The 21,281-nt window shown below is 72.2% G+C and carries 19 protein-coding genes; 16 read left to right on the top strand and 3 right to left on the bottom strand.

Translation table 11 applies throughout. The features are described from left to right. Positions 1–795: a helix-turn-helix domain-containing protein gene (locus tag AC07D6_RS00575; RefSeq protein WP_479040878.1), complete on the top strand. Its 795-nt coding sequence runs from the start codon at positions 1–3 to the stop codon at positions 793–795. Further along, complete coding sequence (locus AC07D6_RS00570) at positions 788–1,003, top strand: DUF397 domain-containing protein (RefSeq protein ID WP_479040876.1); 216 nt, start codon at positions 788–790, stop codon at positions 1,001–1,003. The genes AC07D6_RS00575 and AC07D6_RS00570 overlap by 8 nt, the downstream gene beginning before the upstream one ends. Positions 1,004–1,207: 204 nt before the next feature. Here the strand turns inward: AC07D6_RS00570 and AC07D6_RS00565 are convergent, their stop codons facing one another. After that, positions 1,208–1,813 (bottom strand): hypothetical protein, encoded by a 606-nt coding sequence (locus AC07D6_RS00565; RefSeq protein ID WP_479040874.1) that lies wholly within the window; start codon positions 1,811–1,813, stop codon positions 1,208–1,210. A gap of 167 nt (positions 1,814–1,980) precedes the next feature. Here AC07D6_RS00565 and AC07D6_RS00560 point away from each other — a divergent pair, with 167 nt between their 5' ends. From AC07D6_RS00560 to AC07D6_RS00550, 3 genes are all read left to right on the top strand, one after another. Further along, positions 1,981–3,198, top strand: coding sequence for a helix-turn-helix domain-containing protein (locus AC07D6_RS00560; protein ID WP_479040872.1), 1,218 nt, complete (start codon positions 1,981–1,983; stop codon positions 3,196–3,198). Between the two features lie 104 nt (positions 3,199–3,302). Further along, complete coding sequence (locus AC07D6_RS00555; RefSeq protein WP_479040869.1) at positions 3,303–4,460, top strand: acyl-CoA dehydrogenase family protein; 1,158 nt, start codon at positions 3,303–3,305, stop codon at positions 4,458–4,460. Positions 4,461–4,466: 6 nt separating this feature from the next. Continuing rightward, a complete protein-coding gene (locus AC07D6_RS00550; RefSeq protein WP_315876173.1) occupies positions 4,467–5,339 on the top strand; it encodes an acyl-CoA thioesterase in 873 nt (290 codons plus the stop codon). Between the two features lie 37 nt (positions 5,340–5,376). Here AC07D6_RS00550 and AC07D6_RS00545 read toward each other — a convergent pair whose 3' ends face one another. Further along, on the bottom strand, positions 5,377–6,156 hold the full coding sequence (locus AC07D6_RS00545) for a phosphatase (RefSeq protein WP_479040867.1): 780 nt from the start codon (positions 6,154–6,156) through the stop codon (positions 5,377–5,379). A 255-nt stretch (positions 6,157–6,411) separates the two neighbouring features. On the opposite strand from AC07D6_RS00545, the gene AC07D6_RS00540 reads away from it, so the two are divergent. Beyond that, the gene (locus AC07D6_RS00540) at positions 6,412–6,927 is read left to right on the top strand and encodes a hypothetical protein (RefSeq protein ID WP_315876175.1); all 516 of its coding nucleotides are present in this window, start codon (positions 6,412–6,414) and stop codon (positions 6,925–6,927) included. Positions 6,928–7,007: 80 nt separating this feature from the next. Here the strand turns inward: AC07D6_RS00540 and AC07D6_RS00535 are convergent, their stop codons facing one another. Next, positions 7,008–7,667: an SACE_7040 family transcriptional regulator gene (locus AC07D6_RS00535; RefSeq protein WP_479040865.1), complete on the bottom strand. Its 660-nt coding sequence runs from the start codon at positions 7,665–7,667 to the stop codon at positions 7,008–7,010. Positions 7,668–7,763: 96 nt separating this feature from the next. Here AC07D6_RS00535 and AC07D6_RS00530 point away from each other — a divergent pair, with 96 nt between their 5' ends. From AC07D6_RS00530 to AC07D6_RS00485, 10 genes are all read left to right on the top strand, one after another. Beyond that, entirely contained in the window at positions 7,764–9,395 is a 1,632-nt protein-coding gene (locus tag AC07D6_RS00530; RefSeq protein ID WP_479040863.1) for a carboxyl transferase domain-containing protein, read from the top strand. Positions 9,396–9,415: 20 nt separating this feature from the next. Beyond that, on the top strand, positions 9,416–11,368 hold the full coding sequence (locus tag AC07D6_RS00525; protein WP_479041532.1) for an acetyl/propionyl/methylcrotonyl-CoA carboxylase subunit alpha: 1,953 nt from the start codon (positions 9,416–9,418) through the stop codon (positions 11,366–11,368). After that, positions 11,365–12,300 (top strand): hydroxymethylglutaryl-CoA lyase, encoded by a 936-nt coding sequence (locus AC07D6_RS00520; protein WP_479040861.1) that lies wholly within the window; start codon positions 11,365–11,367, stop codon positions 12,298–12,300. The genes AC07D6_RS00525 and AC07D6_RS00520 overlap by 4 nt, the downstream gene beginning before the upstream one ends. 5 nt (positions 12,301–12,305) lie before the next feature. Next, on the top strand, positions 12,306–13,466 hold the full coding sequence (locus AC07D6_RS00515) for an acyl-CoA dehydrogenase family protein (RefSeq protein ID WP_315876179.1): 1,161 nt from the start codon (positions 12,306–12,308) through the stop codon (positions 13,464–13,466). 503 nt (positions 13,467–13,969) lie between these two features. Next, positions 13,970–15,007 carry an ABC transporter substrate-binding protein gene (locus tag AC07D6_RS00510; protein ID WP_479040859.1) on the top strand — a complete coding sequence of 346 codons (1,038 nt, stop codon included), beginning with the start codon at positions 13,970–13,972 and terminating at the stop codon, positions 15,005–15,007. A 4-nt stretch (positions 15,008–15,011) separates the two neighbouring features. Further along, the gene (locus AC07D6_RS00505; RefSeq protein ID WP_315876181.1) at positions 15,012–15,893 is read left to right on the top strand and encodes a siderophore-interacting protein; all 882 of its coding nucleotides are present in this window, start codon (positions 15,012–15,014) and stop codon (positions 15,891–15,893) included. A 162-nt stretch (positions 15,894–16,055) separates the two neighbouring features. Next, positions 16,056–17,498: a pyridoxal phosphate-dependent decarboxylase family protein gene (locus AC07D6_RS00500; RefSeq protein ID WP_479040858.1), complete on the top strand. Its 1,443-nt coding sequence runs from the start codon at positions 16,056–16,058 to the stop codon at positions 17,496–17,498. After that, entirely contained in the window at positions 17,482–18,750 is a 1,269-nt protein-coding gene (locus AC07D6_RS00495; protein ID WP_479040856.1) for a lysine N(6)-hydroxylase/L-ornithine N(5)-oxygenase family protein, read from the top strand. The genes AC07D6_RS00500 and AC07D6_RS00495 overlap by 17 nt, the downstream gene beginning before the upstream one ends. Further along, positions 18,747–19,331, top strand: a complete 585-nt coding sequence (locus AC07D6_RS00490; RefSeq protein ID WP_479040854.1) for a GNAT family N-acetyltransferase — start codon at positions 18,747–18,749, stop codon at positions 19,329–19,331. Before AC07D6_RS00495 ends, AC07D6_RS00490 begins: the two co-directional genes overlap by 4 nt. Beyond that, a complete protein-coding gene (locus tag AC07D6_RS00485; protein WP_479040852.1) occupies positions 19,328–21,121 on the top strand; it encodes an IucA/IucC family protein in 1,794 nt (597 codons plus the stop codon). Before AC07D6_RS00490 ends, AC07D6_RS00485 begins: the two co-directional genes overlap by 4 nt. Positions 21,122–21,281 lie beyond the last annotated feature (160 nt).

The raw sequence follows: 21,281 nt of genomic DNA, 5'->3' as shown, positions 1-21,281 counted from the left end.
GTGAGCAACGTCTATGGGGAATGGTTGAAGGCGCAACGGGAAGCGGCCGGCCTCACCCAGCAGGAACTGGCCGATGCCGCGTTCATGACCCGTTCGCACATCGCCCACATCGAAGCGGGCCGCCGCATCCCGTCCAAGGAGGACGCCCGCAGGCTGGACAAGGCGCTGAACACGGGAAATGTACTGAGCAGCTTCCTGCCGCAGGAAGACGTGGCGGTCGCGGACCACTTCGAGCCTGCCCGACAACTCGAACAACAAGCGACGATGATCCGTGAGTTTGCTCTCTCGTTCGTGCCCGGCATTCTTCAAACGAAGAGGTACACGGAGGCACTTTTCCGCACCGCGTTCCCTCCCAGGAGGGACGAGGAACGTGACAAGCATGTCGTCACCCGGCTTGAGCGGGCAAAGATCCTCGACGACCCGGTGACGCCCGTAGTGTGGGCCCTACTGGACGAGATGGTGCTGCGCCGATCGGTTGGCGGCCCCGAGGTCATGGCCGAACAGACGATGCACATCGTCCGATTGGCGGAAGTCGGCCGCGTGCGTGTGCACGTACTTCCCGTCGGTGCCGGCATGCAAGTGATCCACGCAGGCATGCTGTCGCTCATGTGGTTCGAGGACCAGCCACCAGCGGCCTACACGGAGGGGCTCACCATCGGCAAACTGCACGATTCGCCGTCCGTGGTAACGAGACTGCAAGCAATCTACGACCTGGCCCTAAGCGAGGCCCTTTCCTCGAAGGAGTCGCTGGCCATGTTGCGGACAACAGCTAAGGAATACGGGCACCATGACTGACCACACCATCCCTGACGCTTCCGTGCTGCAAGGTTGGCGCAAGTCGTCCTACAGCGACACGGAGTCAGCCAGTTGCGTCGAAGTCCTGGACGGCCACCCCTCCGGCGTCCCCGTCCGCGACTCCAAGGCCCCCCACGGCCCCGCCATCGTCTTCCCGGCCACCGCCTGGGCGCCCTTCGTCGCGGCCCTCAAGAACACCCTCGCCTGACCCGGGCGCCACCCGTCCCAAGGGGGCGTTCGAGCGCTCGGCCGCGCGGCGGCCCCTCCGGTCGCCGGTACGGCGCAGGAGCCTCGCGGTACCCACCGCCCGGGGGCTCTCTGCGCTCCGAACCAGAGCGGCACGACAGCGGCGCGCCCGGGTTCCGGTCGCGCCGCTGTCGAGCTGGGGTCGGCCCCCGGGGGAGCCCCCGGGTCAGTGGAGCTTGTTGACGGCGGTCTTCGTCGTGGTGCGGAAGGCGGTCAGCGGGGCGTCCTTCAAGTCTCCCATCTGGCCCCAGCGGACGAGGGTGACGGTGCGGCCGTCGCGGCCGACGGAGAACAGGTGGATGTCGGAGTTGCCGATCTGCGGGTCGGCGGTGTCCAGGCTGTAGACCCAGGCGCCCTCCTCGACGGCGAGCTTGCCGTGGGAGGTGCTGACGGCCTTCAGGCCCGGGTTCTGCTGCTCCAGCAGGGGGCCGCAGCCGGCGAGGGCCTTGCGGAGGGTGCCGACCAGCTTCACGGCGTCGGCCTCGGTGCGGGCGACGGTGGTGATCTGGACGCCGTTGGTGTCGAGCTCGGTGTTGAACTCGCGGTAGCGGGTGTTCTGCGCCGGGATCTTGTACGGGGCGCAGAGGGCGCCTCCGTTCTCCGGGACGCCGGTGAAGACCTGGGTGGCGGTCCACGGCGTCGACGACGGCGGCATCTGGGAGGCGGCGAGGAAGGCGGGCTGGGCGGCGGCCTGCGCCGGGGCCGTGGCGAGGGCCGCGAGGCCCAGGGCGGCAGCGGCGGCGGTGGCGAGTGCGGTACGGAGCTTGTTCACGGTGGTGGGTCCCCCGTCGGGTCGTTCGTTCGGTCAGTGCTCCACCAGCGTGGGGCCGGCGCCCGCCACCTGCAACGATCACGCGCCCACCCTCCGTCCCGGAACCATTCCACCCCCGCTGACGTGCAGGAACGTGAAGGGTGGGACGCAGGGTCGAGGGGGATGGAATGCCGAAGGACGCAGCCGTCGAGGAGTTCGCGGGGCTCGTGCGCGCACTGAAGGCACGGGACGGGAGGAGTTACGAGGCGCTGGGGCGGCGCCTGAGCGTCAGCGCGTCCACCCTCCACCGCTACTGCTCCGGCGCGACCGTCCCGGAGGAGTTCGCCGTGGTCGACCGCCTCGCCCTGCTGTGCGGGGCGGACGAGGAGGAACGGCGGGCCCTGGAGGCGGCCTGGACGGAGGCGGACCGCGCCCGCCGCCGAACGGCCTCGCCCGTGCCCTCGCCGTCCGCGCCGGAACCAGGGCCCGACCCCGCCCCGGACCCGACCGCGCCGTCCGCGCCGGAATCGCCCCCGGAACCGGCCGCCCCGGAACCAGGGCCCGACCCCGCCCCGGACCCGGCCGCGCCGGAGGCGCCCCGCGCCCGCCCCCGTCGTGCCGCCCCCGCTCCCCTCCTCGTCGCCGCCGCCGTGGCCCTCGTCGTGCTCGCCCTCGCCGCCGCCCTGCTCGGCCACCCCACCCGTACGCCTTCCGCCCCCGCTCCCGCCTCCACCCCTCCGGGGCGGGCCGCGGCCCCCCTCCCCTTCACCTGGACCGTCGGCTCCCAGCTCTGGCAGGGCGGCTGCGGGCACACCTACGTCGTGGACCGGGCCCCCCGCGCGGTCGCCCCGCCGCCGGTCGCGGCCGACTCCGGGGCGTGGGCCCGGACGCACGGTGCCGTGCACGGCGGGGAGGCGCTGGTGCGGATCACGCTCCAGGGCCGGTCACCGTCCGACGCCGTCGTCCTCCAGGCCCTGCACGTGCGCGTGGTCGACCGGGCCGCGCCGCTGCCGTGGAACGCGTACCGGATGGACAACGGCTGCGGCGGCGCCGTCACACCGCGCCACTTCGCCGTGGACCTCGACCGGCCGCGTCCGCTCGCGAGGTCCGTCGACGGCGTTGACGCCTCCGGCGCCGAGGTCCGGACGATCCCGGCCGTCTCCTTCCCGTACAAGGTCACCTCCTCCGACCCCGAGGAGCTGCTCGTCTCCGCCCGGACGGCGGGTTGTGACTGCCGCTGGTACCTGGAGCTGGAATGGAGCGCCGGGGGCCGTTCGGGGACGGTGCGGATCACGGACGGCGGGAAGCCCTTCCGCACGAGCGGGACCCGGGGGAGGCCGGCGTACGCGTACGACTCCGCCGAAGGGCTCTGGATCACAGACGCGGAGTCTGGACAGACCGGGTGACCCATGAGTAACTTCGATTGACACAGGCTGAGCAAGCGCTTAGCCACCTGCCGGAGCGTCGGAGTGCCCGGCCGGACCAGGACAGGAACCGAAGGAGGCGGCTCGTGCGCCGTACCGTATTCAACGAGGACCACGAGGCGTTCCGGGACACCATCCGCGCCTTCATCGAGGCCGAGGTCGTCCCCGTCTACGACGAGTGGTTCGCCGCCGGCCAGGCGCCGCGCGAGTTCTACTACAAGCTCGGTGAGCTGGGCGTCTTCGGCATCAACGTCCCCGAGGAGTTCGGCGGTGCCGGGCTGGACACCCACAAGTTCGAGGCGGTCCAGTACGAGGAGACCGCCCGCGCGGGCGTCAGCTTCGGCGGCTCCGGCGTGCACGTGCTGCTCGCCCTGCCGTACCTGAAGATGCTCGCCACCGACGAGCAGAAGAAGCGCTACCTGCCGAAGTTCGTCACCGGCGAGGAGATGTGGGCGCTGGCGATGACCGAGCCGGGCACCGGCTCCGACGTCGCGGGCATGAAGACCACCGCCAAGCTCTCCGAGGACGGCACGCACTACGTCCTCAACGGCGCCAAGACCTTCATCACCGGCGGCGTGCAGGCCGACCGCGTCATCGTCTGCGCCCGCACCTCCGCGCCGCGCGAGGACGACCGCCGCTTCGGCATCTCCCTGTTCGCGGTGGACGCGAAGTCCGAGGGCTACTCCGTCGGCCGCAAGCTGGACAAGCTGGGCCTGCGCACCTCCGACACGGCCGAGCTGGCCTTCGTCGACGTCAAGGTCCCGGTCGAGGACCTGCTCGGCGAGGAGAACAAGGGCTTTTACTACCTCGGCCAGAACCTGCCCTCCGAGCGCTGGGGCATCGCCTTCGGCGCGTACGCGCAGGCCAAGGCCGCCGTCCGGTTCGCCCAGAATTACGTGCAGGAGCGCACCGTCTTCGGCAAGCCGGTCGCGCACTTCCAGAACACGAAGTTCGAGCTGGCCGCCTGCCAGGCCGAGGTGGACGCCGCCGAGGCCGTCGCCGACCGCGCCCTGGAGGCCCTGGACGCCGGGGAGCTGACCGCCGCCGAGGCCGCGTCCGCCAAGCTGTTCTGCACCGAGGTCGCGCACCGCGTCATCGACCGCTGCCTCCAGCTCCACGGCGGCTACGGCTACATGAACGAGTACCCGATCGCCCGCCTGTACGCGGACAACCGCGTCAACCGCATCTACGGCGGCACCAGCGAGGTCATGAAGTCCATCATCGCCAAGTCGATGGGCCTGTAACCGCAGGTGGGCGAAGCACTCGACGACCTCCTCGACCTGCTCGACGTGGAGCGGGCCGGGGAGGACACCTTCCGGGGCCGGTCGCGCGGCGCGGTCGCGCCCCGGGTCTTCGGCGGCCAGGTCGTGGCCCAGGCGCTGGTCGCGGCCGGCCGCACCGTGCCCGAGGGGCGCGCGGCGCACTCCCTGCACGCGTACTTCCTGCGCGCGGGCGACCCGGACGCGCCGATCGCCTACGCCGTGGAGCGCATCCGCGACGGGCGGTCCTTCACCAACCGCCGCGTGGTCGCCGTCCAGCACGGGAAGCCGATCTTCCACCTGTCGGCGTCGTTCCAGGCGTACGAGGAGGGCCTCGACCACCAGGCGGGCATGCCGTCCGTGCCGGGCCCGGAGACCCTGCTGACGACGCGGGAGTCCCTCGCCCGGCACGCCGACCGGTTCACCGTCCCGGACTTCGCCGAGCGGCTGCTGGAGGCGCGCGCCGCGGTGGACCTGCGCTACGTGGGCGAACCGCCGTACGCGGCGCCCGGCGAGCCCCGCGCGCCGCGCTCGCGGGTCTGGTTCCGCGTGGACGGCGAGCTCCCGGACGACCCCCTGCTGCACGTCTGCCTCGTCGCGTACGTCTCCGACATGACGCTCCTCGACCCGGTGCTGCTCGCCCACGGGCGGGGCGGCTGGGGGGTCGGCGACGTGGTCGGCGCGTCCCTGGACCACGCGATGTGGTTCCACCGCCCGCTCCGCGCCGACGCGTGGCTGCTGTACGACCAGGAGTCCCCGTCGTCGTCCGCCGGCCGGGGCCTGGGCCAGGCCCGCATCTGGACGCGCGACGGCCGCCTGGCCGTCTCCGTCGTCCAGGAGGGCGTGGTCCGCGTCCCGCGGTGAGCCCCGCGGGTCAGAGTCCTGCGGTGAGCCCGGCGGGTCAGAGCAGGCCGGCCGCGTCCAGGAGGTAGGCGGTCAGGGGCTCGTAGAAGCGCGGGTCCAGGACGTGGTCGTCGAGGGGGACCGTGACCTGGAGGGTGCCCTCGGCCTCCCCGATGAACAGGGCCGGGTCGTTGCAGTCCGCGTAGCCGACCGCGTCGACGCCGCGCTGGCCCGCGCGGCCCGCCCAGCCGTGGTCGGCGACGACCAGGTCCGGCAGGGGCTGTTCCACGGCGCGCAGCCCGTCGAGGACCGCGTTCATCGGCTCCGGCGAGTGGGTGTGCCACAGCGTGGCGCCCCGCTCGAACACGGCCACGTCCGCGAACTGCACCACGTACCCCTCGTCGGCGGTGAGCCCGCCGGGGATGCGGACGACGTCGCAGCCGGCGGCGCGCAGCGCGGCGGCGGTGCGGCTGTGCACGTCGAGGAGGGCGCCGGGGTGGCCGGTCGCGAAGAGGACCCGCTCCCGGGCCGCGGCGGCCTTGCGGAGGCGGGCGGCCATCCGGTCCAGGGCGTCGACGGTCAGCTCCGGGTCGATCGTGTCCTGGCCGGCGCGGTGCCCGGGGTCGTCGTCGACGCCGCACCGCTCGGCCATCACGGCGAGCACGTCCTGCTCGTCGGTCCAGCGGTCGCCCAGTTCCAGGCCGAGCCAGTAGTGGCGGTCGCCGTTCGCGAGCTTGCGGTAGTGGGCGAGGTTGTTGTCGCGCGGGGTGGCGACGTCTCCCGCGATGCGCGTGCGGACGAGGTGCTCGACGAGGGCGGCGCGGCTGGGTATCGGCATCCCCCCATTGTGCCGCCCGCCACCGGCCGTGGCCGAGCCGTTCCGCCGCGCGGGTCCCCCTGCGCACGGGACGCGCGGGCCCCTTCGTACGGGATCTTCGGATTCGTACGGGATCTTCGGACCGACTGGCGGGAAACCCGCCCGTAACCGCCGCGGGGCGGGCAGACTGGCGCCCGCCACCCCTCACCGCCCGGGACGCGACGTCCCCGAACGGCCGGGCCGCCGTGCCCGGCACCGCAGGAGAAAGGCACCTCTTTGAACCGTGCGATACGCGCCGTCGCCCTGTCGACGGCCGCCCTGTCCCTCGCCGCCCTGCCCACCAACGGCCACGCCGCCTCCACGACGGGCGCGCTCATGGTCACCCACGTGCGGCCCAACACCTCGGGGGCGGACGTCAGCGGCAGTCGCCAGCTCAACCTGAACGGCGAGTACTTCGTCATCAAGAACGTCACCACGCGGACGGTGAACACGGGCGGGTACGTCCCGGACATCTCCACCAACTCGTACGGCCGCGCGCTGCCCTCGTACAACCTGCCCGCCGGGGCCAAGGCGTACGTGCACACCGGCAGCGGCACCAACCACCGGGACAGCAGCGGCTGGCACCACATCTACCGCGGCTACGCGCGGCACGTCCTGCCCAACGACGGCCGGTCCCGCAACCCGGACCTGCGCCTGAAGAAGCCCGGCAGCCCGGACAACAACACGTCCACCGGCTCCATCAGCCCCTGCAACTGGGGCAACGCGGCGGACGGCACGACGTACGCCTGCTGACGCGGGCGTGACGTGGAGGGGCCGGCCGCGGGGTCACCGACCGCCGCGGCCGGCCCTTCGCGCGTCCGCCGGCGGGCGCCTCACCCGGCCGCAGGGACTCCGGGGACAGGGGCCCCGGCGGCGGGGGCTCCGGCGGGGGCCTCCTGGGCGCGGGGCGCCGCCGCCGCGAAGGCGCCGCGGGCGAGGCGGTGCAGCAGGGCGGCCGTGGCGGGGCTGTCCGCGAGGGTCCCGGCGGGGCCGAGGTGGGGGGTGGAGTTGAGCAGGCCGAAGACCGCGTGGACGGCGGCCCGGGCGTCGGACTCGTCCAGGGACGGGTAGGCCCGGCGGACCGCGTCGACCCACAGCTCGACGTACTGCCGCTGGAGCTGGCGGACCCGCTTGCGCTCGGCGTCGCGCAGGCGGTCCAGCTCGCGGTCGTGCAGGGTGATGAGCGAGCGGTCGTTGAGCGCGAAGTCGATGTGGCCGTCGATCAGGGCGGAGAGCAGCGCCTCCGGGTCGCCGTCGGACTCCGCGACGCGGCGGCGACCGCCGTCGAGGAGGCGCTCGCTGATCCCGACGAGCAGCTCGGCCAGCATGGCGTCCTTGCCCGCGAAGTGCCGGTACAGGCCGGGACCGCTGATGCCGACCGCGGCGCCTATCTCGTCGACGCCCACGCCGTGGAAGCCGCGCTCGGCGAAGAGACGGGCGGCCTCCCGGAGGATCTGCTCGCGGCGTGTCGGGGCGTCGGTCCTGGTGGTCATGGATCGATTCTAGACAATGCGGTTAGCGCTCGTTAACCTGAAGGCCATACGTTAACGCTCATTAACGCTCTCGTACGGGCAAGGGGGCTCGACACGATGCAGCAGGCACCTGTGCTGGCGAGCGCGGCGGATCCCGCGTCGGCGGCCTGGCAGGCCAACGAGGCGGCGCACCGGGAGCTGGCCGACGACCTCCGGGCACGGCTGGCCGCCGCCCGGCTCGGCGGCGGCGAGAAGGCGCGCGCCCGGCACACCGCGCGCGGCAAGCTGCTGCCGCGCGACCGCGTCGACACGCTTCTGGACCCGGGCTCGCCCTTCCTGGAGCTGGCCCCGCTCGCGGCGAACGGCATGTACGACGACCAGGCGCCCGCCGCCGGGGTGATCGCCGGCATCGGCCGGGTCAGTGGTCGCGAGGTGGTCGTCGTCGCCAACGACGCGACGGTCAAGGGGGGCACGTACTACCCGATGACCGTCAAGAAGCACCTGCGCGCGCAGGAGGTGGCCCTGGAGAACCGGCTGCCCTGCGTGTACCTGGTGGACTCGGGCGGCGCGTTCCTGCCGATGCAGGACGAGGTGTTCCCGGACCGGGACCACTTCGGGCGGATCTTCTACAACCAGGCCCGCATGTCCGGCGCGGGCATCCCGCAGATCGCCGCCGTCCTCGGCTCGTGCACGGCCGGCGGGGCGTACGTGCCGGCGATGAGCGACGAGGCCGTGATCGTCCGGAACCAGGGCACGATCTTCCTGGGCGGCCCGCCGCTGGTGAAGGCCGCCACGGGCGAGGTCGTCACCGCGGAGGAGCTGGGCGGCGGCGAGGTCCACTCCCGCACGTCCGGGGTGACCGACCACCTCGCGGAGGACGACGCGCACGCCCTGCGGATCGTGCGGAACATCGTGGCGACGCTCCCCGCGCGCGGGGAGCTCCCCTGGACGGTCGAGCCGGTCGAGGAGCCGAAGGTCGACCCGGCGGGGCTGTACGGGGCGGTGCCGGTCGACCCCCGCACGCCGTACGACGTGCGGGAGGTGATCGCGCGCGTCACGGACGGCTCCCGGTTCGCGGAGTTCAAGGCCGAGTTCGGGCAGACGCTGGTGACGGGCTTCGCCCGGATCCACGGGCACCCGGTGGGGATCGTCGCCAACAACGGCATCCTGTTCGCCGAGTCCGCGCAGAAGGGCGCCCACTTCATCGAGCTGTGCGACCAGCGCGGCATCCCGCTGCTGTTCCTGCAGAACATCTCGGGCTTCATGGTGGGCCGGGACTACGAGGCGGGCGGCATCGCCAAGCACGGCGCGAAGATGGTCACGGCCGTGGCCTGCACGCGCGTGCCGAAGCTGACGGTCGTCGTCGGTGGTTCGTACGGTGCGGGCAACTACTCGATGTGCGGCCGGGCCTACAGCCCCCGCTTCCTGTGGATGTGGCCCAACGCCAAGATCTCCGTCATGGGCGGCGAGCAGGCCGCGTCCGTCCTCGCCACCGTCAAGCGCGACCAGTTGGAGGCGCGCGGCGAGAGCTGGCCGGCCGAGGCGGAGGAGGAGTTCAAGGCCCCGGTCCGCGCCCAGTACGAGCGGCAGGGCAGCGCGTACTACGCGACGGCCCGGCTGTGGGACGACGGGGTCATCGACCCGCTGGACACCCGCCAGGCGGTGGGCCTGGCCCTGACCGCGTGCGCCAACGCCCCCCTCCCCCAGCGGGACCCCGGGGCGCCCGGCTTCGGCGTCTTCCGGATGTGAGGGACCTGACGACCATGACGATGTTCGACACTGTCCTCGTCGCCAACCGGGGCGAGATCGCGGTCCGCGTCATCCGGACGCTCCGCGCCCTGGGGGTGCGGTCGGTCGCCGTGTTCAGCGATGCCGACGCCGGCGCCCGGCACGTGCGGGAGGCCGACACGGCGGTGCGGATCGGCCCCCCGCCGGCCCGCGAGAGCTACCTGCGCGTCGACCGGCTGCTGGAGGCCGCCGCCCGGACCGGCGCCCAGGCCGTCCACCCCGGGTACGGGTTCCTCGCGGAGAACGCCGCGTTCGCGCGGGCCTGCGCCGACGCGGGGCTGGTCTTCATCGGGCCGCCCGCCGACGCGATCTCCCTGATGGGCGACAAGATCCGCGCGAAGGAGACCGTCCGGGCGGCCGGTGTCCCGGTCGTGCCCGGCTCCTCGGGCAGCGGCCTGAGCGACGGCGAACTGGCCGACGCGGCGCGGGAGATCGGCATGCCGGTGCTGCTGAAGCCCTCGGCGGGCGGCGGCGGCAAGGGCATGCGCCTGGTGCGGGCCGAGGCCGCGCTGGCGGACGAGATCGCGGCGGCCCGCCGGGAGGCGCGGGCGTCGTTCGGCGACGACACGCTGCTGGTGGAGCGGTGGATCGACCGGCCCCGGCACATCGAGATCCAGGTCCTCGCCGACGGCCACGGCAACGTCGTGCACCTCGGGGAGCGGGAGTGTTCCCTCCAGCGCCGCCACCAGAAGGTCATCGAGGAGGCGCCGTCCGTCCTGCTGGACGAGGGGACGCGCGCCGCGATGGGCGAGGCGGCCGTCCAGGCGGCCCGCTCGTGCGACTACCGGGGCGCGGGGACGGTGGAGTTCATCGTCCCGGGCGGCGACCCCACCCAGTACTACTTCATGGAGATGAACACCCGCCTCCAGGTCGAGCACCCGGTGACCGAGCTGGTCACGGGCCTGGACCTGGTGGAGTGGCAGTTGCGCGTCGCGGCCGGCGAGGAGCTGCCGTTCCGGCAGGAGGACATCGCCCTCACCGGGCACGCGGTGGAGGCCCGCGTCTGCGCCGAGGAGCCGGCGCGCGGCTTCCTCCCGTCCGGCGGCACGGTCCTCGCGCTGCGCGAGCCGCAGGGCGCGGGGGTGCGGACGGACTCGGGGCTGAGCGTCGGCACCGAGGTGTCCAGCCTGTACGACCCGATGCTGTCGAAGGTCGTCGCCCACGGCCCGGACCGGGCCACCGCCCTGCGCAGGCTGCGCGCCGCCCTCGCGGACACGGTCACGCTCGGCGTGCCGACGAACGCCGGGTTCCTGCGCCGCCTCCTGGCCCATCCGGACGTGGTGGCGGGCGAGATGGACACGGGCCTGGTGGAGCGGGAGGCCGACGCGCTGGTCCCGGACGGGGTGCCGGAGGAGGTGTACGAGGCGGCGGCGGCCGTGCGGGAGGAGGCGCTCGCCGCGCGGCCGGACGCGCGCGGGTGGACCGACCCGTTCTCCGTGCCGAGCGGGTGGCGGCTGGGCGGCGAGCGGCTGCCGGTCACCCACCACCTGCGGGTCGCGGGGCTCGAACCCGTCACCCACCGGGCGCGCGCCACGGACCGTACGGTGACCGCCGACCGGGTGACGGTCACGCTGGACGGCGTGACGCACGCGTTCCACCGCGCCGGCACCTGGCTCGGCCGGGACGGGGACGGCTGGAACGTCCTGGACCACGACCCGGTCGCCGCCTCCCTCACCCGTTCGGCGCACGCCGGGGCCGACGCGCTCACCGCGCCGATGCCCGGCACGGTCACGGTGGTGAAGGTGGCCGTGGGCGACGGGGTGACGGCCGGGCAGGGGCTGGTCGTGGTGGAGGCGATGAAGATGGAACACGTCATCTCCGCCCCGCACGACGGCACGGTCGTCGAGCTGGACGTCACACCCGGGACGACGGTCGCCATGGACCAGGTGCTCGCCGTCGTCGAACCGCACGCCCCGGAGGAGGACGCGACATGACCGGTGGACTCCCGATGGAGGTTCCCGCGCCGGGGCTGCCCGCGCGCGTGCGGATCCACGAGGTGGGCCCGCGCGACGGGCTGCAGAACGAGCCGGGCGTCGTGCCGACCGGGGTGAAGGCCGAGTTCGTCCGCCGCCTCGCGGACGCCGGGCTGGACACGGTCGAGGCGACCAGCTTCGTCCACCCCAGGTGGGTGCCGCAGTTGGCCGACGCCGAGCAGTTGTTCCCGCTCGTGCGCGACCTGGACGTGCGCCTGCCGGTGCTCGTGCCGAACGAGCGGGGGCTGGACCGGGCGCTCGCGCTGGGGGCCCGCGAGGTCGCCGTGTTCGCCAGCGCGACCGAGTCGTTCGCCCGGGCCAACCTGAACCGCACGGTGGACGAGTCGCTCGCCATGTTCGAGCCGGTCGTCGCCCGCGCCAAGGCGGAGGGGCTGGCGGTGCGCGGCTACCTGTCGATGTGCTTCGGGGACCCGTGGGAGGGTCCCGTCCCCGTCGAACGGGTCGTCGGCGTCGCCCGCCGCCTGGCCGACCTGGGGTGCGACGAGCTGAGCCTCGGGGACACGATCGGCGTGGCCACGCCCGGCCACGTGGCGGCCCTGTTGACGGCCCTGGGCGCGGCCGGCGTGCCGGCGTCCGCGCTCGCCGTGCACTTCCACGACACGTACGGGCAGGCCCTCGCCAACACGTTCGCCGCGCTCCAGCACGGCGTGACCACCGTCGACGCCTCCGCGGGCGGGCTCGGCGGCTGCCCCTACGCCAAGTCCGCCACCGGGAACCTCGCCACCGAGGACCTCGTGTGGATGCTCCACGGCCTCGGCGTCGAGACCGGGGTCGATCTGGGCCGGCTGACCGCCACGAGCGTGTGGCTGGCCGAGGAGCTGGGCCGCCCGAGCCCGTCCCGTACCGTCCGCGCCCTCTCCCACAAGGAGTGACCCCCATGCCCCTGGACCACCGGCTCTCCGCCGAGCACGAGGAACTGCGCCGCACCGTCGAGGAGTTCGCCCACGACGTGGTGGCGCCGAAGATCGGCGACTTCTACGAGCGCCACGAGTTCCCGTACGAGATCGTGCGGGACATGGGCCGCATGGGCCTGTTCGGCCTGCCGTTCCCCGAGGAGTACGGCGGGATGGGCGGCGACTACCTGGCGCTGGGCATCGCCCTGGAGGAGTTGGCCCGCGTCGACTCGTCGGTGGCCATCACCCTGGAGGCGGGCGTCTCGCTGGGCGCGATGCCGATCCACCGGTTCGGCACGGAGGAGCAGAAGCGGGAGTGGCTGCCGCGGCTGTGTTCCGGGGAGGTGCTGGGCGCGTTCGGGCTGACCGAGCCGGAGTGCGGCTCGGACGCGGGCGGGACGCGCACGACGGCCGTGCGGGACGGCGACGAGTGGGTGATCAACGGCACGAAGTGCTTCATCACCAACTCCGGCACGGACATCACGGGCCTGGTGACGGTGACCGCCGTGACGGGCCGCAAGCCGGACGGCCGCCCGGAGATCTCGTCCATCATCGTCCCGTCGGGCACGCCGGGCTTCACCGTCGCCGCGCCGTACTCGAAGGTCGGCTGGAACGCCTCGGACACGCGTGAGCTGTCGTTCTCCGACGTCCGCGTGCCCGTGACGAACCTGCTGGGCGAGGAGGGCCGCGGGTACGCGCAGTTCCTCCGCATCCTGGACGAGGGCCGCATCGCGATCGCGGCGCTGGCCACGGGCCTGGCGCAGGGCTGTGTCGACGAGTCGGTGAGGTACGCGAAGGAACGTCACGCCTTCGGCCGGCCCATCGGGGACAACCAGGCGATCCAGTTCAAGCTGGCCGACATGGAGATGCGGGCGCACATGGCCCGGATCGGCTGGCGGGACGCGGCGTCCCGGCTGGTGCTGGGCGAGCCGTTCAAGAAGGAGGCGGCGCTGGCGAAGCTGTACTCGTCGACCGTCGCCGTCGACAACGCGCGGGAGGCGACGCAGATCCACGGCGGGTACGGCTTCATGAACGAGTACCCGGTGGCGCGGATGTGGCGGGACTCCAAGATCCTGGAGATCGGCGAGGGCACGAGCGAGGTGCAGCGCATGCTCATCGCCCGCGAACTGGGCCTGTCGGCCTGACGGTTCCCCCCTGGGCGCACCCCGCGGACCCGAAGTCCCCTGCGGACCGGGAGGGGACGGTGCCCCTGTGGACCGCCCATGGAAGCGGAGGGCTGCGCGACGGGTGAGGCGGAAACCCCCTGCGGTCCGGGAGGGGACGGTGCCCCGTGGGCCACTCCTGGAGCCGAAGACCCTGTAGCAGGTAGGGGGAGGACGCCCTCGTGGGCCGCTCGTGGAGCCGAAGGGGCGCGCGGGTGTCGAGGGGGCGATCGCGCGGAGGCGCGAAGCGCTGAGCACGTTCGCCGTCTCGACACCCGCTCACAGCGCCCCGGAGGCGGAACGAGCCTAAAAAAGGGCGGCGCGAAGCGCTGAGCACGTTCGCCGCCTCGACACCCGCTCAAAGCGCCCCGGAGGCGGAACGAGCCTAAAAAAGGGGGACCCTCTGGACAAGATCTGAGGTTAGGCTAACCTACCTTCGAACTTGCCCAGTGGCCGGAATCCGGCCGTACGAAAGCGACCCCGCCATGCCCAGCAACGCCCGAGCCACCCACCTGACCCGACGTGGACTCCTCGCCGCGGGAGGCGCCCTGGGGCTGGGCGCCGCGCTCGCCGCGTGCGGCAAGGACGAGGGCGCCGAGAAGTCCGGCGGCGCGGACGCCGCGGCGACGTCGGGCCCGTGGAAGTTCACCGATGACCGGGGTGTCGTGGCGGAGGCCAAGGCCACTCCGAAGAACATCGTCGCCTTCACGGGCATGGCGGCGGCGCTGCACGACTTCGGCGTCGAGGTGAAGGGCGTCTTCGGCCCGACGAAGACCGCCGACGGCAAGCCCGACGTCCAGGCCGGCGACCTCGACATCGCCAAGGTCAAGATCATCGGCAACGTCTGGGGCGAGTTCAACATCGAGGAGTACATCAAGCTCCAGCCCGAGGTCCTCATCACGGACATGTGGGAGAAGGACGCGCTCTGGTACGTGCCGGACGAGTCCAAGGACAAGATCCTCAAGCTGGCCCCGAGCGTCGCCCTGTGGGCCGCCGACCAGTCGATGCCGAAGGTGCTCCAGCGCCACGCCGACCTGGCGAAGAGCCTGGGCGGCGACGTGACGTCGAAGAAGGTCACCGACAGCAAGGCCCGCTTCGAGGCCGCCGCCGCGCGGCTGCGCGCCGCCGCCAAGGCCAAGCCGGAGATCAAGGTCCTCATCGGTTCGGCCAGCGCCGACCTGTTCTACGTCTCCACCCCGGCCCGCCCCACCGACACCCTGTACTTCAAGGAGCTCGGCGTGAACGTCGTCGTGCCCACGAAGCTCGACCAGGGCGGCTGGTTCGAGGGCCTGAGCTGGGAGAACGTCGACAAGTACAAGGCCGACATCATCATGATGGACAACCGCAGTTCGGCCATCCAGCCCAAGGACCTCGCCTCCAAGCCGACTTGGGCGCAGCTTCCCGCCGTCAAGGCCGGCCAGGTCATCCCCCGTGTCACGGAGCCCATCTACTCGTACGAGAAGTGCGCCCCGCTGCTGGAGGACCTCGCCGAGGCGATCGAGAACGCGAAGAAGGTGGCCTGACCCCATGACGACCGCCGAGACCGCCGCACTGCCGTTCAACTTCTTTCCCCTCCAGGTCGTACGGACGCGGCGGCTCGGGCCGTCGCTGGTCCGCGTGACCTTCACCGGCGCCGGTGACGAGGACCTGTCGGGCTTCGCCTCCGGGGGCCGGGACCAGAGCCTGTCGCTGTTCCTGCCGCATCCGGGCCAGCCGGAGCCGGTCGTGCCGGCCGTCGTCGACGGCGACCTGTACGGCGCGCTGGGCGCGTGGCGGGCCATGCCGGACGACGTGCGGGCCGTCATGCGCTCGTACACGGTGCGGGAGCAGCGCCGGGCCGACGACGGGACGACGGAGGTCGACATCGACTTCGCCGTCCACGAGGACGGCGGCCCCGCCTGCCGTTGGGCGCTGCGGGCGGCCCAGGGCGACCGCGTGGCCGTCCTGGGTCCGACCGTGGAGGACAACACCGGTGTCCGCTTCCGGTTGCCGGAGGACGCCGACGAGGTGCTGATGTGGGCCGACGAGACGGCGCTGCCCGCCGCCTCGGCGATCCTGGAGTGGCTGCCGGCCGGGACCAGGGTCCGGGTGTGGCTGGAGGTCCCGCACGCCGGCGACCGGATCCAGCCGCGCACCGCGGCGGACGCGACGGTGACCTGGCTCGTGCGGGACGAGGGTGCGCCCTCGGCCGTCGAGGCGGTCCGCGCGGCCGGGGTGTCCGGTTCGGCGCCGTACGTGTGGCTCGCGGGCGAGTCCGGTTCGGTGAAGGCTTTGCGCCGTCATTTCGTGAACGAGCGCCAGGTGGATCGCCGCCGCGTCACGTTCGTCGGATACTGGCGCAAGGGCCTGAGCGAGGACGCCCTGCGCGAGGCCCCGGAGACCGAGCCCGAGACCGCCGACCAGGCGTAGGAACCGTCCGCCGCGCCCATCACCGCAGTTCACGCCGTACCCGTGGGGGCGAGCGACGTTGCGAGATCAACTTAGGTTAGGCTAACCTAAGTAACACAACGTCCCTCGCCCCTCACCCTGTCCTGAGGGACGCCCAAGTCCCCGCATCCGGGAGGATGTCGCATGCGCTCGCACCTGCTCAACGACGCGACGGCGGAACAGTACCGACGTTCCGTCACCGAAGGAGTCGAGCGGGTGGCGCGCAAACTCGCCACCACGCGGCGCCCGTTCACCGGAGTCACCCCCGACGACCTCGCACCGCTCGTCTCCGCCGTCGACCTCGACCGGCCCCTCGGCGACACCTCCGCCGCCCTGGACGAGCTGGAGGAGCTGTACCTCCGGGACGCCGTCTACTTCCACCACCCCCGCTACCTGGGCCACCTCAACTGCCCGGTCGTCATCCCGGCCGTGCTCGGCGAGGCGGTCCTCTCGGCGGTCAACTCCTCCCTGGACACGTGGGACCAGAGCGCCGGCGGCACGCTGATCGAGCGCCGCCTCGTCGACTGGACCGCCGAGCGCATCGGCCTCGGGCCCTCCGCCGACGGCGTGTTCACCAGCGGCGGCACCCAGTCCAACCTCCAGGCGCTGCTCCTGGCCCGCGAGGAGGCCAAGACGGACGACCTGACGAAACTGCGCATCTTCACCTCCGAGTGCAGCCACTTCAGCGTCCAGAAGTCCGCGCAGCTCCTCGGCCTCGGCCGGTCCGCCGTCGTGTCGATCCCCTGCGACCGCGACAAGCGCATGCAGAGCGTCGTCCTCGCCGCCGAGCTGGCCCGCTGCGCCGCCGAGGGCCTCGTGCCGATGGCGATCGTCGCCACGGCCGGCACCACCGACTTCGGCTCCATCGACCCGCTGCCCGAGATCGCCGCGCTGGCCGCCGAGTACGGCGCGTGGATGCACGTCGACGCCGCCTACGGCTGCGGGCTGCTCGCCTCCCCCACCCGCCGCTCCCTCCTGGACGGCATCGAGCGCGCCGACTCCGTCACCGTCGACTACCACAAGTCGTTCTTCCAGCCCGTCAGCTCCTCCGCCGTGCTGGTCCGCGACCGGGCGACGCTGCGCCACGCCACGTACCACGCGGACTACCTCAACCCGCGCCGCACCGTCGAGGAGCGGATCCCCAACCAGGTCGACAAGTCGCTGCAGACGACCCGCCGCTTCGACGCGCTCAAGCTGTGGCTGACGCTGCGCGTCATGGGCGCCGACGGCATCGGCCAGCTCTTCGACGAGGTGTGCGACCTGGCCGCGGCCGGCTTCGACCTGCTCGCCGCCGACCCCCGGTACGACGTGGTGGTCCAGCCGTCGCTGTCCACGCTCGTCTTCCGCTACGTCCCGGCCGCCGTCACCGCCCCCGCGGAGATCGACCGCGCCAACCTGCACGCCCGCAAGGCGCTGTTCGCGTCGGGCGAGGCCGTCGTCGCCGGCACGAAGGTCGGTGGCCGCCAGTACCTGAAGTTCACCCTGCTCAACCCCGAGACGACCGTGCACGACATCGCCGCCGTCCTCGATCTGATAGCCGGCCACGCCGAGCAGTACCTGGGAGAGAACCTTGTCCACGCCTCTTGACCTCATCGGTATCGGACTGGGTCCGTTCAACCTGGGCCTCGCCTGCCTGACCGAGCCCATCGCGGAGCTCGACGGCCTGTTCCTGGAGTCGAAGCCGGACTTCGAGTGGCACTCGGGGATGTTCCTCGAGGGCGCCCACCTCCAGACGCCGTTCATGTCGGACCTCGTCACGCTCGCCGACCCCACCTCGCCGTACTCCTTCCTCAACTACCTGAAGGAGAAGGGCCGGCTGTACTCGTTCTACATCCGCGAGAACTTCTATCCGCTGCGCGCCGAGTACAACGACTACTGCCGCTGGGCCGCCGGGAAACTGGGCAACGTCCGCTTCGGCACGACCGTCACCCGCGTCGAGTACGACGAGGCCGCCGAGGTGTACGCGGTCCACACGGACGCCGGCGACACGTTCCGCGCCCGCCACCTCGTCCTGGGCACCGGCACCCCGCCGTACGTCCCCGACGCCTGCCGGGACCTGGGCGGCGACTTCCTCCACAACTCCCGGTACATGCAGGGCCGGGACGCCCTCAAGGCGAAGAAGTCGATCACCCTCGTCGGCAGCGGCCAGAGCGCGGCGGAGATCTACTACGACCTGCTCTCCGAGATCGACGTCCACGGCTACCAGTTGAACTGGGTGACCCGCTCCCCGCGCTTCTTCCCGCTGGAGTACACCAAGCTCACGCTGGAGATGACGTCCCCCGAGTACATCGACTACTTCCACGCCCTGCCCGAGGAGACCCGCTACCGGCTGGAGGCCCAGCAGAAGGGCCTCTTCAAGGGCATCAACGGCGAGCTCATCGACGCCATCTTCGACCTGCTGTACCAGAAGAACCTGAACGGCCCCGCCCCCACGCGCCTGCTCACCAACTCGTCGCTGAACACCGCGTCGTACGACGCGGCGACCGGCACGTACACCCTGGGCCTGCGCCAGGAGGAGCAGGGCAAGGAGTACGAGATCCGCACCGAGGGCCTCGTCCTGGCCACCGGCTACAAGTACCGCGTGCCCGCGTTCCTGGAGCCCGTGCACGAACGGCTCAAGTGGGACGGGCACGGCCGGTTCGACATCGCCCGCAACTACTCCATCGACGTCACGGGCCGCGGCGTGTTCCTGCAGAACGCCGGGGTCCACGCCCACTCGATCACCTCCCCCGACCTGGGCATGGGGGCGTACCGCAACTCCTACATCATTCGTGAGCTGCTGGGGACCGAGTACTACCCCGTCGAGAAGTCCATCGCGTTCCAGGAGTTCACCGTATGAGCACCACCGGCACCACCAGCACCACCGCCGCGCACGCGGCGCCCGGCATAGGCACCTTCACGTTCCGCCCGCTCGACCCGCTGGCCGACGCCGAGCTGGTGCACCGCTGGGTCACCCACCCCAAGGCGTCCTACTGGCTGATGCAGGACCACCGGCTGGAGGACGTCGAGCGGGACTACATGGCCATCGCCGCGCACCCGCACCACGACGCGTTCCTCGGCCTCCACGACGGGGAGCCGGCGTTCCTGATGGAGCGCTACGACCCCGCGCGGGTCGAGCTGGTCGGCCTGTACGACCCGCTCCCCGGCGACGTCGGCATGCACTTCCTGGTCGCCCCGACCGACACCCCGGTCCACGGCTTCACCCGCGCCGTGATCACCGCCGTGATGGCCGAACTGTTCCGCGACCCGGCCACCGCCCGCGTCGTCGTCGAGCCGGACGTCCGCAACACCGCCGTCCACGCCCTCAACGAGGCGGTCGGCTTCGTCCCCGTCGACAAGATCGTCAAGCCCGAGAAGGAGGCACTGCTGAGCGTGTGCACCCGCGAGGCGTTCGAGGCGGCCGTGGGGGCCGCCCGATGAGCGCCCCCGCGTACCGCGCGGCCGGCGCCGTCGCCCACCTCACCCCCGAGCGCTGGGCGCACGCCAACCGCCTCCTCGTCCGCAAGGCCCTCGCCGAGTTCTCCCACGAGCGGCTGCTCGACCCGCAGCCGCTGGGCGAGGGCCGCTACCGGGTCCTCAGCGACGACGGCACCACCGAGTACCGCTTCACCGCCGGCCGGTTCGCCCTGGACCACTGGCAGGTGTACGCCGACTCCATCAGCCGCCACCGCGACGGCCGGGAGCTGCCGGTCGACGCGCTGGAGTTCGTCATCGAGCTGCGCGGCGCGCTGGGCCTGAGCGACGAGATCCTCCCCGTGTACCTGGAGGAGATCTCCTCGACCCTCTCCGGCACGGCGTACAAGTCCGCCAAACCGCCGGTGACCGCCGCCGAGCTGGCGGCGTCGGACTTCCAGGCCGTCGAGACGGGCATGACCGAGGGCCACCCGTGCTTCGTCGCCAACAACGGCCGGCTCGGCTTCGGCGGCGACGAGTACCACGCGTACGCGCCGGAGGCGGCGAGCCCGCTGCGGCTCGTCTGGCTGGCCGCGCACCGGGACCGCGCCGCCTTCACGGCCGGCGCGGACATCGAGTACGACGCGTTCGTCCGCGCCGAGCTGGGCGACGCCACCGTCGACGCCTTCGCCCGCACGCTCGCCGAGCGGGGCCTGGACATGGCCGACTACCTCCTCGTGCCGGTCCACCCCTGGCAGTGGTGGAACAAGCTGACCGTCACCTTCGCCGCGGAGATCGCCCAGCAGCGGCTGGTGTACCTCGGCGAGGGCGACGACGCGTACCTGGCGCAGCAGTCGATCCGTACGTTCTTCAACACCTCGGACCCGGCCAAGCACTACGTCAAGACGGCCCTGTCGGTGCTGAACATGGGCTTCATGCGGGGCCTGTCCGCCGCGTACATGCAGGCCACGCCCGCCATCAACGACTGGCTGGCGAACCTGATCGACCGCGACGACGTGCTGCGCGCGGCCCGCTTCTCGATCATCCGGGAGCGCGCGGCGGTCGGCTACCGGCACCTGGAGTACGAGGCGGCCACCGACCGGTACTCGCCCTACCGCAAGATGCTCGCCGCGCTGTGGCGGGAGAGCCCGGTGCCCTCCCTGGAGCCGGGGCAGCGGCTGGCCACGATGGCGTCGCTGCTCCACGTCGACCACGAGGGCGCGTCGTTCGCCGGAGCGCTGATCGCGGAGTCGGGCCTCGCCCCGGACCGGTGGCTGCGCCGCTACCTGGACGCGTACCTGCTGCCGATCCTGCACACCTTCTACGCGTACGACCTGGCGTGGATGCCGCACGGCGAGAACGTGATCCTCGTCATCGAGGACGGCGCGGTCCAGCGGGCGATCTTCAAGGACATCGCCGAGGAGATCGTCGTCATGGACCCGCACGCGGTGCTGCCGCCGGCGGTGGAGCGCATCAGGGTCGAGGTGCCCGAGGACCAGAAGCTGCTGTCGGTCTTCACCGACGTCTTCGACTGCTTCTTCCGCTTCCTGGGCGCCACGCTGGACGCCGACGGCGTCCTCGACGAGGAGTCGTTCTGGCGGACGGTCGCCGAGTGCGTCACGGCGTACCAGGAGTCGCGGCCGGAGCTGGCGGACAGGTTCGCGCAGTACGACGTCTTCGCGGAGGAGTTCACGCTGTCCTGCCTGAACCGGCTCCAGCTCCGCAACAACCGGCAGATGGTGGACCTGGCGGACCCGTCCGCGGCGCTCCAGCTCGTCGGGACGCTGCGGAACCCGATCGCCAAGTACCGCCCGTAGGGGCGCCCCGGACCGGCCGGGGCCCGGAGGAGTACGGTCCTCCTCCGGGCCCCGGTTTCGTCGTTTCCCGACCCCTCCGGTCTAGACCAGGCCCGTTTTTGCTTCCGATCATGACGGCTCCTGCCCGATAGCGGGCAGATTTCTTGCGGAGGCGCCCCTT

Source organism: Streptomyces sp. NPDC045287 (genome assembly GCF_056432325.1).
This window is presented reverse-complemented; position numbering and strand designations above follow the sequence as displayed.